Source organism: Lacisediminihabitans changchengi (assembly GCF_016634425.1).
Classification (GTDB): domain Bacteria; phylum Actinomycetota; class Actinomycetes; order Actinomycetales; family Microbacteriaceae; genus Lacisediminihabitans; species Lacisediminihabitans changchengi.
In genome coordinates this window covers 15,338-31,573 of the sequence record NZ_JAEPES010000006.1, presented here as the reverse complement: position 1 = coordinate 31,573, position 16,236 = coordinate 15,338, and the positions used below count along the sequence as shown (strand labels likewise).

13 protein-coding genes and 1 tRNA gene are annotated in these 16,236 nt (G+C 63.3%); 7 read left to right on the top strand and 7 right to left on the bottom strand.

Annotation, left to right across the window (positions count from 1 at the left end; all coding sequences use genetic code 11):
• Window positions 1–211 precede the first annotated feature (211 nt).
• Genes IV501_RS15085 through IV501_RS15070 form a run of 4 tightly spaced genes read left to right on the top strand, consistent with a single transcriptional unit; the run spans window position 212 to window position 6,308 of the window.
• On the top strand, window positions 212–850 hold the full coding sequence (locus IV501_RS15085; protein WP_200557163.1) for an N-6 DNA methylase: 639 nt from the start codon (window positions 212–214) through the stop codon (window positions 848–850).
• Window positions 847–2,502 (top strand): Eco57I restriction-modification methylase domain-containing protein, encoded by a 1,656-nt coding sequence (locus IV501_RS15080; protein WP_200557162.1) that lies wholly within the window; start codon window positions 847–849, stop codon window positions 2,500–2,502. The genes IV501_RS15085 and IV501_RS15080 overlap by 4 nt, the downstream gene beginning before the upstream one ends.
• A gap of 16 nt (window positions 2,503–2,518) precedes the next feature.
• Window positions 2,519–5,038, top strand: a complete 2,520-nt coding sequence (locus IV501_RS15075) for a DEAD/DEAH box helicase family protein (RefSeq protein WP_234698670.1) — start codon at window positions 2,519–2,521, stop codon at window positions 5,036–5,038.
• Window positions 5,039–5,048: 10 nt separating this feature from the next.
• Window positions 5,049–6,308: a HEPN domain-containing protein gene (locus IV501_RS15070; RefSeq protein WP_200557160.1), complete on the top strand. Its 1,260-nt coding sequence runs from the start codon at window positions 5,049–5,051 to the stop codon at window positions 6,306–6,308.
• Between the two features lie 46 nt (window positions 6,309–6,354).
• Here the strand turns inward: IV501_RS15070 and IV501_RS15065 are convergent, their stop codons facing one another.
• On the bottom strand, window positions 6,355–7,068 hold the full coding sequence (locus IV501_RS15065) for a hypothetical protein (protein WP_200557159.1): 714 nt from the start codon (window positions 7,066–7,068) through the stop codon (window positions 6,355–6,357).
• Between the two features lie 112 nt (window positions 7,069–7,180).
• On the opposite strand from IV501_RS15065, the gene IV501_RS15060 reads away from it, so the two are divergent.
• Window positions 7,181–7,393, top strand: a complete 213-nt coding sequence (locus tag IV501_RS15060; protein ID WP_200557158.1) for a helix-turn-helix domain-containing protein — start codon at window positions 7,181–7,183, stop codon at window positions 7,391–7,393.
• On the top strand, window positions 7,390–8,523 hold the full coding sequence (locus IV501_RS16630) for a tyrosine-type recombinase/integrase (RefSeq protein WP_200557157.1): 1,134 nt from the start codon (window positions 7,390–7,392) through the stop codon (window positions 8,521–8,523). Before IV501_RS15060 ends, IV501_RS16630 begins: the two co-directional genes overlap by 4 nt.
• A gap of 29 nt (window positions 8,524–8,552) precedes the next feature.
• Here IV501_RS16630 and IV501_RS15050 read toward each other — a convergent pair.
• A tRNA-Ser gene (locus IV501_RS15050) sits at window positions 8,553–8,641 on the bottom strand.
• A gap of 65 nt (window positions 8,642–8,706) precedes the next feature.
• A complete protein-coding gene (locus tag IV501_RS15045; RefSeq protein WP_200557156.1) occupies window positions 8,707–9,945 on the bottom strand; it encodes an LCP family protein in 1,239 nt (412 codons plus the stop codon).
• Window positions 9,946–10,174: 229 nt separating this feature from the next.
• Between IV501_RS15045 and nhaA the strand changes: the two genes are divergently transcribed.
• Window positions 10,175–11,980, top strand: a complete 1,806-nt coding sequence (nhaA, locus tag IV501_RS15040; RefSeq protein WP_307812337.1) for a Na+/H+ antiporter NhaA — start codon at window positions 10,175–10,177, stop codon at window positions 11,978–11,980.
• An 8-nt stretch (window positions 11,981–11,988) separates the two neighbouring features.
• On the opposite strand, the gene IV501_RS15035 is transcribed toward nhaA, so the two are convergent.
• From IV501_RS15035 to IV501_RS15020, 4 genes are read right to left on the bottom strand one after another with little or no spacing between them, the layout of a single operon-like run.
• Window positions 11,989–12,924 carry a PfkB family carbohydrate kinase gene (locus tag IV501_RS15035; protein ID WP_200557154.1) on the bottom strand — a complete coding sequence of 312 codons (936 nt, stop codon included), beginning with the start codon at window positions 12,922–12,924 and terminating at the stop codon, window positions 11,989–11,991.
• Window positions 12,917–14,398, bottom strand: coding sequence for a purine-cytosine permease family protein (locus IV501_RS15030; RefSeq protein WP_200557153.1), 1,482 nt, complete (start codon window positions 14,396–14,398; stop codon window positions 12,917–12,919). Before IV501_RS15030 ends, IV501_RS15035 begins: the two co-directional genes overlap by 8 nt.
• A 52-nt stretch (window positions 14,399–14,450) precedes the next feature.
• Complete coding sequence (locus tag IV501_RS15025; RefSeq protein ID WP_200557152.1) at window positions 14,451–15,449, bottom strand: ADP-ribosylglycohydrolase family protein; 999 nt, start codon at window positions 15,447–15,449, stop codon at window positions 14,451–14,453.
• Window positions 15,446–16,189, bottom strand: a complete 744-nt coding sequence (locus IV501_RS15020; RefSeq protein WP_200557151.1) for a GntR family transcriptional regulator — start codon at window positions 16,187–16,189, stop codon at window positions 15,446–15,448. Before IV501_RS15020 ends, IV501_RS15025 begins: the two co-directional genes overlap by 4 nt.
• Between the last annotated feature and the right edge of the window lie 47 nt (window positions 16,190–16,236).

The window sequence follows — 16,236 nt, the reverse complement described above, 5'->3', positions numbered from 1 at the left end:
TCAGCAGGTTAACCGAGTAGGCACATCGTTACGCAGTCGGAACGATGTGAGAACAAGGCGGCCGAACTGCATCAATGGAGGAACGTTGACAGTGCCAGCGTCGTCGTTCTGTCTACGCGATCCAGCGTCGACACATGCAACCCGGCCTCCAGCGGTGTCCGAGCCCGTCACTACAATTGGAGAGCCATGTAGACAAGAGGGGGTTCGATCGATGACGACCAACCAATCCTCCGCGCGCCTCGTCAAGTCGAAGCAGCGCGTCGCAGACCATGGCGAGGTATTTACGCCCAACTGGATGGTCGACAACATGCTCGATCTCGTCAAAGCTGAGTCCGAGCGCATCGATTCGCGCGTGCTGGAGCCCGCATGTGGTTCAGGCAACTTCCTCGTACCAGTTCTCCGGCGCAAGCTTGCCACCGTCGAAGCGCGATATGGGAAATCGGATTTCGAGCGGCGACACCAGGCGCTCCTCGCGTTGATGTGCATCTATGGGATCGAGCTGCTCGCGGACAACACCGTCGAGTGTCGCGAGAGCCTCATCGAGGTATTCACTGGCTACCTCAATGCGAAGCCGAGTGATGACTGGCACCGGGCGGCGGAGCGCGTCCTCGCAGCGAACATCATTCAGGGCGACGCCCTCAGCATGACAACCGCCGAAGGCGAACCCATCGTGTTCCCTGAATGGGGCTACCTCGGCAGGGGCAGATTCCAGCGCCGCGACTTCCGATACGACAATCTCACTCAGCGCGCTTCGTTCCAAGGCACGCTCTGGGATCACCTGGAGGAGAGCGAGATCTTCACGCCGACGAAGGAGTTTCCGGCTATGACTGTCGAGGAGATCGCATCATGAACCAGGCGACCGTCACACTCCGAAGTCGAAATCCGGACGTGCTCACCTGCATCGCGAATCTGTCGAACGACGAAGTATTCACGCCGCCAGAGTTCGCAAACCAGATGCTCGACATGCTGGAAATCGCGTGGGCCGAGTCACACGACGGCGCGAGCATCTGGGCCGATCCAACTCTGACATTCCTCGACCCGTTCACGAAGTCGGGGGTGTTCCTCCGAGAGATCACCTCGCGGTTGGCCGATGGACTTGCAACCACGATCCCGGACCTGCAGGAGCGCGTCGACCACATTCTGACGAAGCAGGTCTTCGGCATCGGGATCACGCAACTCACCTCGATGCTTGCCCGGCGCAGTCTCTACTGCTCGAAGCGGGCGAACGGCCAGCACTCAATCGCAAAGTCATTCACTTCCGAGGACGGCAACGTCTGGTTCGCGCGCACCGAGCACACGTGGAGCGGACGGAAACGCGAGCGGCAGGTTGACCCAACCAAGGGCGGCGAGATCATCGTCGAGATCGTCGGTACGGGGCGTTGCAAATTTTGCGGGGCGAACGAGGCCGAGTACTCACGAGGTGACGAACTCGAGTCCCACGCCTACGCTTTCATCCACACCACAGACATCAAGGCGCGAATCGCGCAACTGTTTGGAGCCGACATGCACTTCGACGTCATCATTGGGAACCCCCCGTACCAACTGGACGACGGTGGGCACAATAACTCAGCCACACCGATCTACCAGTTCTTCGTCGAGAACGCGATAGCGCTTGACCCGAAGTACCTTGTGATGGTCACACCCTCGCGCTGGTTTTCGGGGGGCCGAGGACTCGACAAATTTCGCGAGAGAATGCTGACATCGCATCAGCTGAAGTGCCTCGTCGATTTTCCGAAGCTCTACGACGGATTCCCTGGGGTGAAGATCCGCGGCGGCATCTCGTACTTCCTGTGGGAACGGGACTATGACGGCCCATGTACGATCCAAACAATGTGGGATGGCAAGCCACTCGGCGCCGCTACCGCTCGTCGTCTTGACACCTACGATGTGCTGGTTCGCCGGAACGAGGCAGTGTCAATCCTCGACAAAGTAACAGCAAAGCAGGAGTCAACCCTCGATCAGCGGGTCTCCCCTGGCAAACCGTTCGGCCTGAGAACGTTCTTCCACGGCAAGTCTTCGCCCGCAGGTATCAAGGACGCTGTCCAGCTTTATGGGTCCCAGAAGATCAGCTACGTCGATCGAAGCGAGATCCCGCAGAACCCCGAGTGGGTCGACGAGTGGAAGGTCTTGATGACAGCGGTGCAGGGCACGAGCGCCGCCGTCGAGACGAAGTTCCTCAGCAAACCGATCATTGCCGGACCAGGAACAGCTTCCACCGAAACCTACCTCGTAGCCGGCCGGTTCAAGTCTGAGGACGAGGCTACGAGATACTCGAAGTACATTCGGACACGATTCCTGAGATTCCTTGTCTCCCTCAGGAAGTCAACGCAGCACGCGAACCGAGATGTTTACTCGTTCGTGCCTGACCTTCCCCTCACTGAAGACTGGACGGATGCGAAACTCTACATGCGCTACGGCCTAACAGCAGACGAGATCGCATTCATCGAGTCTCAGGTCGCCGCGCACGATGACTCCGGCGTGAACGAAGCGCTCGATGAGTAAGTCTCTCAATGAGTTGATGCCGGAGCGCCCCGAGGGGCAGCTCCGTATTTATGCGTACGCAATCCACGATGATCAGCACGAAGGCTGGTTGAAGGTCGGGCAGACGACGCAAGGGGTGAAGACACGGGTAGCACAGCAGGTGAAGACCGCAGCGGTCACTAACTACACGATCGAGGTCGATGAGTCGGCTCTGCGTGAGGATGGCGTATTCCTTCGCGACTTCGACGTGCGGGCACGGCTGAAGGCAAAGGGTTTCGCGAATCCGACGCTGGAGTGGATGGAATGCTCCGTAGCCGATGTACGGACGGCAATCACCGAGTTGCGCACCGGGCAGGCTGTCGCTGGCACGCACCACGAGACGTTTCCGATGCGTCCGGAGCAAATGCGCGCGGTGGAGAAGACCCACGACTACTTTCACTCGATCTGGAAGGAGGACATGCACGGGGTGCCGCGCTTCCTCTGGAACGCGAAGATGCGCTTCGGTAAAACCTTCACCAGCTACCAGCTCGCGAAGTCGCTCGGTGCGACACGGGTACTCGTCGTAACCTTCAAGCCAGCGGTCGAAGACGCCTGGGCGACTGATCTGCTCTCGCACAAGGATTTCGATGGTTGGCAATACGTCTCCAAGTCCTCCGGCATCGATCCGAAAACCGTAGACAATAAGAAGCCGCTCGTTTACTTCGGTTCGTTTCAGGACCTGCTCGGTCGCGACAAGGCGACCGGGCTCATGAAGGCAAAGAACGAGTGGATTCACGCAATCAGCTGGGACCTCGTCATCTTCGACGAGTACCACTTCGGCGCGTGGCGCGATAGCGCCAAGGAGCTCTTCGAGGGCGAGGACGAGAAGGAAGCGAAGAAAGAACTCGCCGGAGAGTATGGCGAGGCGCTGGAGACGTTCGACGAGGAGCTCGACGAACTGGGCAGCGATGAGAATGATTTTCTGCCGATCACGACCCGCGCCTACCTCTACCTCTCCGGCACGCCGTTCAAGGCGCTAGCGACCGGGGAGTTTATCGAGGAGCAGATCTTCAACTGGACCTATACCGACGAGCAGCGGGCCAAGGCCAAATATGTGAGGCAGCACCCAGACAAGCTCAACCCGTATGGGGCGCTCCCCGAAATGCGGCTGTTCACCTATCAAATGCCGGACGAACTTGTGAAAGTCGCAAGCGCAGGTGAGTTCGATGAATTCGACCTCAATACTTTCTTCGCCGCGATCGGCGTCGGCTCGAACGCCTCCTTCAAGCACAAAGATGACGTACAGAAGTGGCTCGACATCATCCGCGGCCAGCATCTCCCCACACAGATCGATGCCCTAAAGGGCGGCACGCGGCCGCCATTCCCGTACTCCGATGCGCGGCTGCTCCCATACCTCCAGCACTCGTTTTGGTTCTTGCCGAACGTCGCCGCCTGCCACGCAATGGTGAATATCCTCGGGGAGAAGCAGAACGTGCCCTACTGGGGCCAGTACAGGGTGCTCAACGTCGCTGGCCCCGGCGCTGGTATTGGACTTGAGGCGCTCCCGCCCGTGCGACAAGCGATCGGCAATGGGGTAGACACGAAAACGATCACGCTATCCTGCGGAAAGTTGACGACCGGGGTAACCGTGGCGCAGTGGTCGTCAATCCTGATGCTCCGCAATCTCAAGTCGCCGGAAACCTACTTCCAGGCTGCATTCCGCGTGCAGTCGCCATGGTCTATCAAGAACCCGAACGGCGATGATCCGAATGCCGAGGAGGTGCTGAAGCCAGTCTGCTTCGTCTTCGACTTTGCCCCAACCAGGGCGTTGCGACAGGTGGTCGATTATGGTGTCGGACTATCTCCCGAGGAGCCGAACCCTGAGAAGGCCGTTGAGGACCTCGTCAACTTTCTGCCGATCCTTGCCTACAACGGTGCCGACATGCGGTCGATCGATGCGGGTGGCGTCCTCGACTACGCCATGACAGGCACTACGGGAACCCTCCTCGCACGCAAATGGGAGTCGGCGATCCTAGTCAACGTCGACAACGTCACGCTGAAGAAAATCATGGCGTCGGACGCAGCGATGGCCGCGGTCATGAACATCGAGGGTTTCCGCGCACTCGGCAATGACGTCTTCGAGACAGTCATCAACAAGTCCGAGGCGGTGAAGAAAATCAAGAAGACCAAGGGCGACGAACTCACTCCGAAAGAAAAGAAGCAGCTCTCCGAGGAAGAGAAGGAGTACAAGTCCAAACGGAAACAGATCCAGCAGAACCTAATCAAGTTCGCGACCCGCATCCCCGCATTCATGTACCTGACTGACTATCGCGAAAACACCCTCAAGGATGTCATCACCAAGTTAGAGCCCGGACTGTTCAAGACCGTCACGGGACTTACCGTCGAAGACTTCGACATGCTCGTCTCCCTCGGTGTCTTCAACTCCTCACAAATGAACCAGGCCGTATTCGCCTTCCGACGGTATGAGGATGCCTCCCTGTCGTACACCGGCATCGAGTCGCACGAGGGGCTGCGGCGGGTCGGGTTGTTTGACACGGTTGTAGCCGTGGAACTGTAGAACAAGCCGCATGACGCTGTTTGCCTCAGACTTCCCATGGCCGGTACCGAGCCTCACGATCATCATCGAGGGTCGAACGAACGCTGAGCTGGCCGAGACTATCGTGGTCGAAGATCGTCTGATGCTTCGCAAGGCAAGCGGCTTCCCATACAACTCCGTCAGTCCCGGAGTGAAGCTGCGAACAGAACTGAACGGAGTGCAAGCGGTCCTGAGCGGTCAAGCGATGGGACCAACGGACTTTCAGGTCGACCAGATCTGGGTTGGCGTCGACGATATACCTGAACTTGTCGCCGAGGTATCAGCCACGTTTGAACACCTCGCGATCGCTTGCACACCGCTGAAGAAAGGGATCGCACCGACCGCGGTTGGGCCGCTCACGATCCCTACCTTGGATCATGCACGCCCAATGACTCTCGTCATCGCGGTCGATGGCACGTCGATGACGATCAGCTCCGCCGAATGCGCCCCGCTCGACGAATTTGATACACATCTCGCTGCGTTTCAGGACCTTCTCACCTTCCTTGTGGACGAGCCGAGCGGACGTGGTGCCCTGAACGTAAAGACCTGCTCCGGAGAGGTCGCCGTTGTCCACGGCCGCGTCCGCTTCCCGCGCGCAATGCCGCCCGTCCACCGTGAAAGTCGGCCGTTCATCTCTCTGACGGGACCAGGCGCTGCCATAGGGGTCGCACGCTGGTGGGAAGCACGGAAGAAATTGCGACCCGTCACCGAGATCGCTGCCGCATTGAATTATGCGCCACCGAGTTTGGTTGAGGCGGATCTGGCGGTGAGCGCTGCTGCTCTGGACCGCCTGCTCAGCTTGTCTAGGAGGTTGCCCCGACGATTCAGTAAGGCAGATGTGATCGCCGCCGCGGACGCTATCGACTCGACCGCAATCGATCCAGTTGTAAAGACAGCGTTGCTTCAGGCGGTAAAAGGCACTTTGAACGCGACACCTCTTCGCGCCAAGATCGACGAGATGGTCCGTCGGCTGGGTCCGATCGTCCTTGGCAACGCGTTCCTTGAGGCTGACACGTGGGTTCCCGCCTTCATGGAAATTCGAAATGCCATCGCCCACGGTTCTGGAAAATCGGGAATCTGGACGGATGATGCGCTGCTGCGCGCGACGCGACGCGCCAACCGGATCATGTTGGCCCTTGCGCTCTTGTCATACCTCGGTGCTTCCGACCGCATTCTTTCTCTGGCGGCAACAGACCTTGGCAACAAGCACGCGAAATGGCACAGACGCGGCCCAATCTTCCACGTCCCGTGACCCGACCCTCGCGAAGCAGGAACACGAATGTTGTCGACCCGGAACGCTAGCCGGCACGTCCGCGGCGTCCCGGAGGAAGCAGCCCCCGAGCTCGGGCTTTGGCTACCCAGCCCTGTGCGGTGGTGAGGGCGACGCCGTTGATTTGCGCGATGGTCGCGCTGGGGTTCTTGTCGCCCCGCTGTGTGAGGCACCCATGCTGGAGCGCGACGCGCTCGTAGAATTCGGCGTCCTGCTTCGCGGTGCCCCCGAGTGGCTTGAGCAAGTCGCGTTCCTCGATCTTCCTTCCGCTCGGCAGAACGATCTTTCCCCCGGTGATGGTGTGCTCGCGGTTCATAGCGAACAGGCGCTTGCTGATTGCAGCTTCGATCTGAGCCGTCGGCAACTCGCGCAACAGCTTGCTGGTGATGGGATCGCCCGGCCGCCACGGTAGATAGACGACTCCCGTGATGCGCACCTCCTCCGGCACTGCGTAGGTCTGACGTTGCAGCCGAATGAAGACGCGCGTGTGGGTTGCAGCGTGCTCGATATAGCGCCAGCAGCCGTCGACGGTCTCGTTCTGCTCGGATTCGGGTACGACTTCAGCGCGGGAGCCGGTAGCAGCCCAGTCGTCGTATCCCAGAATCTCGTCGATCTGGGCGCTCGCGTCGTCGCTGCGCTCACCAGGGAACCTCGTGGGAAGGTACCAACCGCCCGGTAGATCCTCCGGTCGAATCAGACCGTCGTCGCTCTGATTCGCAGACGGCGGGTTCGAGTTGCTCACGCTCGAATTGTATCGGGGAACTCACCATGAGCGTGGTCTTGCACATACACGCAATTTGTGCTCTAATCGCGTGTAAGAGCATATACATGCGTTGGATGGGAGACGATGCGCAATGGACGACCACAAGGCGGATGACCCGCCTCGGCAAGAGCGGCTTTTCTTCACCGAGGCGGAGGCCGCAGCAGCACTGCGGGTGCACCCGTCCACGCTGGGGCGACTGGTGAAGGCGGGGCGTTCTCCAGTGGAGCCAGTCTCTGCGGGCAGTCGCCGCCTCTATCCCGCGGCAGCCATCGAGGCGCTCGCTCACCCCCGGGGCAGCAGGTGATCGAGCGGCGCACCCTCAGGGATGGCTCGGTGCGCTGGAAGGCGCGGATCAAGAGTGGCGGCGAGGTCGTCGCCCAACAAACATTCCGGCTCAAGGGCGACGCCGAGACTTGGGAACGCGAGCAGATTCGCGCCCTCCAACTCGGTACGTTCCTGCCGCCGAAGAAGGCAAGGACACCATTAGGGGAGGTTGTCGGCAAGTTCCTTGACGCGCGCACATCCCAAGTCACCGCCCACTCGCAGCGCACCGACCGCGACAACCTGGCTGCACTCCCGCCGAAGCTCAGGGCGCGCCCCATCGGTTCGGTGAGCGAGGCCGACGTATTGAGCTTCCTCACCGACCAGCTCAAGATTAAAGAGCGGTCCACGGTCGCCAGATTACGCACGTCGCTCAGCGCCCTCTTCACCTACGCGATGCGTGAGAAGTACGTCGCATCGCATCCCGTGCGCGGCGTCGAGCTGCCGCCGGGTGCGAGCCAGAAGCCGGCCGACGAATGGTTCACGGCCGAGAGCCTCGCCGCAACCCTTGAAGAACAACGCACCTCCTCCAACCATTACGCCGCGATCACGGAGTGGACGTCTCTAACGGGGTTGCGTTGGTCGGAGACTCGTGCGCTGCGGGTGTCTGACCTCCAGGACGTGCCATTCCCCGCAGCGTGGGTACGACGCGCGCAATCGCAAGGCTATGAAGAGAAGGCACCCAAGACCAGCAACGGCGAACGCGCCGTGCCGCTCACCGACCGGGCGCGCGAAATCGCACGCGAGGCGGCAGCAGGCAAGCGGCCCGAACACTACCTCTTCACGAGTCCAGCAGGGCGGCAACTGAGCATGAACCTCTACCGGCACTTCATCAAGTGGTCGGTCACAGCGCCGCGCAAGCGCCCACACATGCTGCGGCACTATTGCGCCTCCCAGTGGCTGCGCGCGGGCATCCCGATCAATCAGGTCGCGGAGTGGCTGGGCGATGACCCTCGGACGGTGCTCAAGGTCTACGCGCACGTTATGGGCGAACGGCAAACGATCGAAGCGCTACGCCGCCTCAATGAGATCGCATCGGGACCCTCACAGGACCCTCGGGGCATTCCTGAGATCTCGAATAGGAGCAGAGAAGGACAAATAGTCGACAAATAGAATTCGCCTCTGACCAGGTATTTCTTGTGCGGAGCCGGTGGGATTTGAACCCACGGTACCCTTACGGGTACTCCACCTTAGCAGGGTGGTGCACTAGGCCGAACTATGCGACAGCTCCAAGCAACCTCACCAGCATAGCAAAACTCGCGAAGCGCGTTCACTCCCCGGATCTCGCCTGGCCGACTACTTATTCACCTTCGAACAGGTGTAGTCAGCGGCGGTCTGACCGAGCACTCCTGACAGCGGAGCAGCCGAATCAGGTGGTGTTGCCGTTGCTGTTGCCGCGGCCGAGGGTGTAGCGGGAGCGGTGGGCGCTGTGGGATCGGTCACGGAACCGCGGCCCGTTCCGGAGTCGAGGGTGAAAGGCTTGTCGTCCGCAATCTTGGCAAAGAGCGCGGTAGCGGGCCCGGTGAGGGGTGCAACCTTTCCCGAGTAGATCCCGCCGACCCCCGTCGTGCTCGGGTACTGCACGAAGGTGATGTGATCGAGTGGAATGCCCTTGAGTACCAGAGCCATCGACACCATGGTGTTCACATTGGACAGGCTGTCCGAGAGGGTCATGTTCTTGGTTGCTGCCTGCGCGATCGCGTACAGCTTGCCGAAATCGGTGAGCGTGCTATTGCTTTTCACCGTGCGCACGAGGGAGGAGAGGTAGACCTGCTGTGAACTGATGCGGCCGAGATCGCTACCGTCGCCCACGCCGTGCCGGCTGCGCAGGAAGGCCAGTGCGTCTCCGCCCTGCAGGGTGTATGTGCCGGCCTTCGGCAGATCGATACCCGTATATGGGTCTTGCAGCGGTCCGTTGACGCATACCGGCACGCCACCGACGGCATCCGACATCTGGATCACGCCTTGAAAGGTGATGAGTGCGGCAAAGGGGATGTTCAGCCCGGTGAGCTTCTGCACCGTCAAGACGGTGCAGGGCAGGCCGCCATAGGCGAGGGTGTTGTTGATCGGCATCGCAGACATCGCCGAGTAGCTTCCCTTTCCGTCCGCGCGTGGGCACGACGGGATCGGCACAACCATGTCGCGGGGGATGCTCACCGCCACCGCGTTGGTCTGGTCCTCCGAGACGTGCACGAGCATCGTCACGTCGTTGAGAGTGCTGTCATCCTTGCCGAACTGGGCGCCCTGACCCTCGCGGGTGTCGCTGCCGACGATCAGTATGTTGAAGCCGCCGTCGAACGCTCCGAGGCTGGGCGGCGGGCCCTGGGTCTCGCCCACCAGGTGGACCTTCTTGATCTGTCCCTGAAACTGGCCGAGCGTGATGGCCGCGACGGATGCTCCGCTCACCAGCACGACGGCCAGAGCGGCGGCCAGGATCTTGACGATGGTCACCGCGAGGTTAGCCTTCGGCAGCCGCCCGTGACGTACGAGCACGGGGAGCGCGGCGGCGCGGCCGCGGGGCGGGAGGTCAGACACGGAGGATCGCTTTCGTGGAAGTGTAGGCGACGCTCGGGCACGACAGCCCGAGGCCAAGCGACGAGTGTAACCGTTCTACCCCCGACGTTCGGCGCGTGCGGCCTCTAGATTAGGCGTACACCGAGTCGGTTCTACCTTCGAGGAAAGCGACATCTCCATGACGACAGCGGCCCCCGCAGCCCAGCAGACTGAGGGCGATCGTCCGCCGCGTTTCCCTCGGCTTCGCGCAGTGCTACATCAGCGTCGCGGGTTCAGCGACAGCGAGAAGGCCGCGGCCGCGCTGCTGCTGCTCGCCACCGTTGCGGCACTGATCTGGGCGAACTGGCCAGGGAGCAATTCCTACGACGAATTCTGGCGCTCGACGATCGCTCTTCGCATCAGCGGAGTGACGCTCGACCTCGACTTCCGTTCCCTGGTGAACGAGGGCTTGATGACGCTGTTCTTCTTCGTGGTCGGGCTCGAGGTCAAGCGGGAATTCACGCTCGGAGAGCTGAGTATCCGTTCCCGTGCGGTCGTCCCGGTGGTTGCGGCCGTCGCCGGGTTGCTCGTGCCGGCGCTGATCTTTCTCGCGATCAACCACACCGGCGGCACCACTCACGCCTGGGGCGTCGTGATCTCGAGCGACACGGCGTTCCTGCTCGGAGCCCTCGCCATCGTCGGACCGCAGCTGCCCGGCCATTTGCGCACCTTTCTGTTGGCGCTTGCGGTGGTCGACGACATCGGAGCGCTCGCGGTCATCGCTTTGTTCTATACGGATCACGTGAATATCGTGCCGCTCGTCATCGCGGTGCTCGGACTTGTGGTGGTGTGGGCGGTCAAGTACCTACCGCTCGGCCAAGGCCCCGCCTACGTGGTGATTTCGGTGATCGTCTGGCTCGCTTTCTACGCCTCGGGGGTGCAGCCCACCCTCGGGGGCGTGGCCATTGCCCTTCTCATCCCGGTGTACTCCCCCCGGCGAATGGATGTGGAGCGGGCAGCAGCCCTGGGCCGGGCGTATCGACAGTCCCCCAACCCCGCGTACGCCCAGGCCGCCGTTCGGGGACTCCTCGGGTCTGTGTCCGTGAATGAACGGCTAGGGGTGTTGTACTCGCCGTACACCAGCTTTCTCATCCTGCCGATTTTCGCGCTGGCCAATGCCGGGGTGCAATTAGATGGCGACACGGTTGCCGCGGCGGTGGGCTCGCCGCTCACCTGGGGAATCGTCGCGGGGCTGGTCATCGGCAAACTGGTCGGCATCGCCGGAGCGACCGCGGCCATGAAGGCCTTGAGACTCGGTAGCCTCGCGCCTGGCATCACCTTCGGTCGGCTGGCCGGCGGAGCAGCGCTCTCCGGCATCGGCTTCACCATCTCCCTGTTCATCATCGACCTCGCTATCCCCGACCGTCGCCTTCAAGACGAGGCGCGCGTGGGAGTACTCGCGGCCTCTCTGATCGCGCTGCTGCTCGGCTGGGCGATCTTCCGCATCGCCGATCGCCTCCAGCCGCCATCCCAGATGACCCAGGTGCTGGCCAGACCGGTCGATCCCACCCGCGACCACATCAGGGGACTGACGGATGCCCCGCTCGTGCTGGTCGAATACGGTGACTTCGAATGCCCGTTCTGTCTGCGCGCCACCGGGTCGATCGACGAGGTGCGGGCCCACTTCGGTGACGAACTTCAATACGTGTGGCGACACCTCCCACTCGTTACCGTTCACCAACACGCCCTGCTCGCGGCGAGGGCCAGTGAGGCAGCAGCACTGCAGGGAGAGTTCTTCCAGTTCGCCCCTCTGATGTTCGCCCACCAAGACGCTCTGGAACTCGACGATCTACTGTCGTATGCAAACGAACTCGGTCTCGACGCAGACCGGTTCGAGAAGGACATGCGCTCGGCCGCAGTGGCCAACCGGGTACGTGACGATCAGATCGACGCCGACCTGATGGATGTGCATTCCACGCCGACATTTTTCATCGGCGGCCGACGACACCACGGGCCATACGACGCACTCACTCTCATCCGCGAGATCGACGAATCGCGTCCCGCCGGAGAACAGTGAGGAAGCTTCTATCCGCGCGACTCCAGGAACGCGTCGATCTCGGCGGAAGTCGGGGCGGTCGCCGGGCCGTGCTTCTGCACCGCGAGCGCCGCAGCGGCGTTTGCGCGACTCGCGGCCGCGAGCGGCTCCTCGCCTCGGGCAAGAGCTGCCACGAAGACACCGCTGTGGGCGTCTCCCGCACCGTTGGTGTCTACAGCCTCGACGACGAAACCGGGCACTCGGGTGGGTTCGGTGACGCCGCTGCCCAGCAACCAGCATCCGTCACCTCCGGTGCGGACCATGACCAGGCCGCCGCGACGGATGCTCGACGCGAGCAGACGCAGCGACTCGGCCGGGTCATCGGTTCCCGTCGCCAACGCGGCCTCGCGGGCGTTGAGCGAGAGGATGTCGGTGCGGGCGAGCACACGAGTGAAGAGCTGCGGGTCGAGCTCCGCGATCAGCGGTGACGGGTCGAGCATCACCCGGGCCTCGGCCGGCAATTCTTCCAGCCACCCGGGCAACGCGGCTCCGTTGACCGGATGCGCGAGGCTGTAGCCCGAGACGTAGACGATGTCGTCGGCCGAGACGGCGACCCGGTCGAGGTGCTCGCGATCGAGCTGCCCCTCAGCTCCGACCGCGGTGACGAACGTGCGCTCGGTGGTCGCGTCGACGAGGGCCACGCAGTAGCCGCTGTCCATCGAGTCGAGACCGGGCTGCACCACCTCGACGCCGCTGTCGCGCAGGGCGGTGCGCACGACATCCCCGAACGGTCCGGTGCCGTATTGGCCGGCGAAGACCACCGGCACACCATCGCGCTGTGTTGCGACGATCACGTTATAGCCGCCGCCCGCCGTGAGGGTGCTCGACGAGGCGATGGTGTCGCCGCCGGGTTCGGGCACGCGATCAATCGCCATGACCAGGTCGACGATCACGTTGCCGGTGAAGATGAGCCGCGAATCAGACATGAGCCGACTCCTTGTGCGCCACGGTGATCTCGTTCGACACCCGAGCGCCACCGGAGAGGAAGTACAGTCCGCCGCTCACCACGATCGTGACGATCCAGGCCAGGCCGTTCTGGCCGAGCCAGGTGCCCGCCAGCCATCCGCGATACCAGACGTCCTCGCCCGAACCGACCGTGGCGAACGAGAAACCGATGATGATGGCGATCGCCCAGCTGCCGAAGGCGCGCCACTCGATGCCGCCCCGGTACCAGTAGCGACTGGTACGGCCGGTGTCCATCAGGGCATCGGCGTCGTAGCTGCGCCGCGTGATCATGTCGACCAGGAAGACCCCGAGCCACGCGGTGATCGGCACGGCGAGGATCGAGATGAAGGAGATGAACGGCCCGTAGAAGTTGCCCGCGACGAGCATGAAGTAGATCGATCCGGCGAAGGTGACCACGACATCCACCCCCACCGCGTAGACGCGCTTGACCCGCAGCCCGAGGGTCAGGGTGGTGAGCCCGGCCGAGTAGACCGAGAGGTGGTTAGAGAGCAGCAAACCACCGAACGCGGCGATCAGGTACGGCACCGCCATCCAGGGCGGAAGCAGATCGCGGATGGCGGCCACGGGGTCGGACGCGGAGGCCAGCGACGAGTCGCCAGTGGTGAGCAGCGCACCCAGCCCGATGAGCAGAACGAGAGGGATGCCCGCGCCCGCCGCGCTGGACGCCACCAGTCGTGCCGCTTTCACCGACGTGCGCTGGTACCGTGCCATGTCTGCTCCGGCGTTGGCCCAGCCGATGCCGGTGCCGGCGGCGATCACCCCGATGCCGATGATCACCGCGCTGATCGGGCCGGCCGGCGTGGCGGCGACCGCGTTCCAGTCGACGTTGGCGACCAGGAAGATCGCGACGAAGACGTTGAGTGCCCCGAAGATCCAGGTGGCCCATTTCTGGATCACCAGGATGGCCGCGTGTCCGAGCCCAGAAACCAGCAGCGTGCAGATCTCGAAGATCGCAATCGCGACCAGGGTGAGGATCGGCACCGACTTGGCCTGACTCGCCGTGCCGAACAGCAGCGCGAACAGCGACAGAAGAACGAAGGCGCCGGTGGTCGTGTTCACCGTCTCCCAGCCGAGCCGGGAGAGCAGGGACACGATGGTCGGCCCGATGTTGCCGCGCTGGCCGAAGACCGCTCGCGACAGGGTCATGCTCGGGGCTCCGCCGCGACGCCCGGCGATGGACACGACGCCGACCAGCGCGAACGATCCGGCCGTGCCGATCAGCGCGACGATCAGCGCCTGCCAGACGTTGAGCAACTGGAACGCGATCAGGGTAGCACCGAGCGGCAGTCCGAGGATCGAGATGTTCGCAGCGAACCAGACCCAGAACAGCTGCAACGGATTGCCATTGCGCTCGCCCTCGGGAACCGGCTCGATGCCGCGCTGTTCGACGGCGCTCAGCGTTCTCGCGGTGGTGGGCATCGCGGTGGTGGACATGGGGACTCCAGACTGCGTCGTTGGATAGATAGTCGTTGGATGAATAGGGCGATCAGTCGCGCAGCGCGAGCAGGCGATCGACCAGCGGGGCGAGATCGAGATCGTTGACGGCGGCGACCTGCTCGACCGCATCGGCCGGCCAGGCAGATGCCCCGCTTACCGACCCGAGGACAGCGCCGGCCATCGCCGCGACGGTGTCGGTGTCGCCACCGAGTCCGGCCGCGAGGCAGACCGCATCCCAGGGGCTCTCCGCCACGGCGACGAGGGCGAGGGCCGCGACGACGGATTCTTGCGATGCCACGGATGTTCCGATCACGTCGGTGAGGACATCCGACCGCTTCGAGGCCGCGGTCTCGTTGAGGTACGGGATCGCCCAGCGCAGACGCGCCGCGATCGTGCCGCCGGCCACCCAGAAGCCGCGGGTCGCGCCCTCGTCGGCGGCCGCGATGGCGACCTCGATCGCTTCGTGCACGCTGGCTCCACCGACGCCCGCGCTCACGGCCGCGCCGATGGCGGCCGCGCTGGCGATGCCGAGCGAGGTGTTGTGGGTGACTTCACTGGTGGCGGCGACCGCGTCGACGAAAGCGCTCAGGTTCGACGCGTCGAACGCGATGCCGACCGGCGTGATGCGCATGGCGGCGCCGTTGGTCGAACCGAATCTGCCCGACTCGGCGGGCGACGATCCGCCGGCGAGGCGCTCGAGGGCGGCTTTGGTGGAGGGACCGAGGAGGTCGAGGGAGCCGCGGGCGGCCATTTTCGCCTCCCAGCTCATCAGGCGCTCGGCGAACACGGTGACATCGATGACGCCTGCGCCGTCGACCAGGAGCTCACCGAGCAGGATCGCCTGCTCGGTGTCGTCGGTGATCGAGCCGGCCGCCATGCCGGCGGCGATCCGCTGGCGTGGCCCCGCGGAAACGAAACCACGGATGTCGCCATAGTCCTCGACGATCTCCCGTCGCGACATCGATTGGGTCGGCATGCCGAGAGCGTCGCCGATCGCGAGTCCGGTGAACGCGGCGAGCGCGTGTTCGATCTGGACGAGGGTGGTCATCGGTGTCCTCCGAAGGTGGTGTGCAGGCGGAAATGTTCGGGGTGCAGCCAGCTCACGACGTTCTCGACGAACCGATCCTCGGCGTCGCGCACCACGCGTGCGCTCTTCAGAAAGAGGTCACCGGCGGAGCGGTCGAGCAGAGCAGCGTCGTCAGGATCGAGCGCCGCGGTGGAGATCCACTGGTCGCCGTGGTGGGGAAACAGCCCGGCCGCGGCCATCGTGGCGGTGAGGGAGTCGTCGATGAGTCCGTCGGTCGGTGCGGCTCCGAGCGGGCCGACCGCGGGCACACGGCTGCGCTCCAGCGTGACCGCGGTGCCGTCCGTGAGGCGACGGCGGCGGACGAGGGACAGGAAGCGCTCGTCTGTGGTGTTCATCGCCGCGGCGAGGGCAGCATCCGTCACCAGCTCGATCGAGACGATTTCGGTGGTCGTCTCGAGTCCCGAAGCCGCGAGCTCCTGACCCCAGCTGGGCGTTTGACCGAGAGCGACCCCGTCGAAGATAACGAAGGAGCCGATGCCGGTTCGGGTCTCGATCAGGGCGTCCGCGGCGAGTCGGCCCAGTGCCCGGCGGATCGTGCCGCGGCTGACGGAGAAGTGCTGGGCGAGTTCGTTCTCGCCCGGGAGCAGCGCGCCGGAGACGTAGGTGCCGGAGACGATCGCCCGCCGCAGCTCCGCGGCGACGTCGTGGCGTTTGAGGTTTGCACGGGCCTGTACCTCAGTTGCAGACGAGGCGGTGTCCATGATCGTGATGGTACATGTACACAACCTGTACCGCCAAAAGAGCGGTG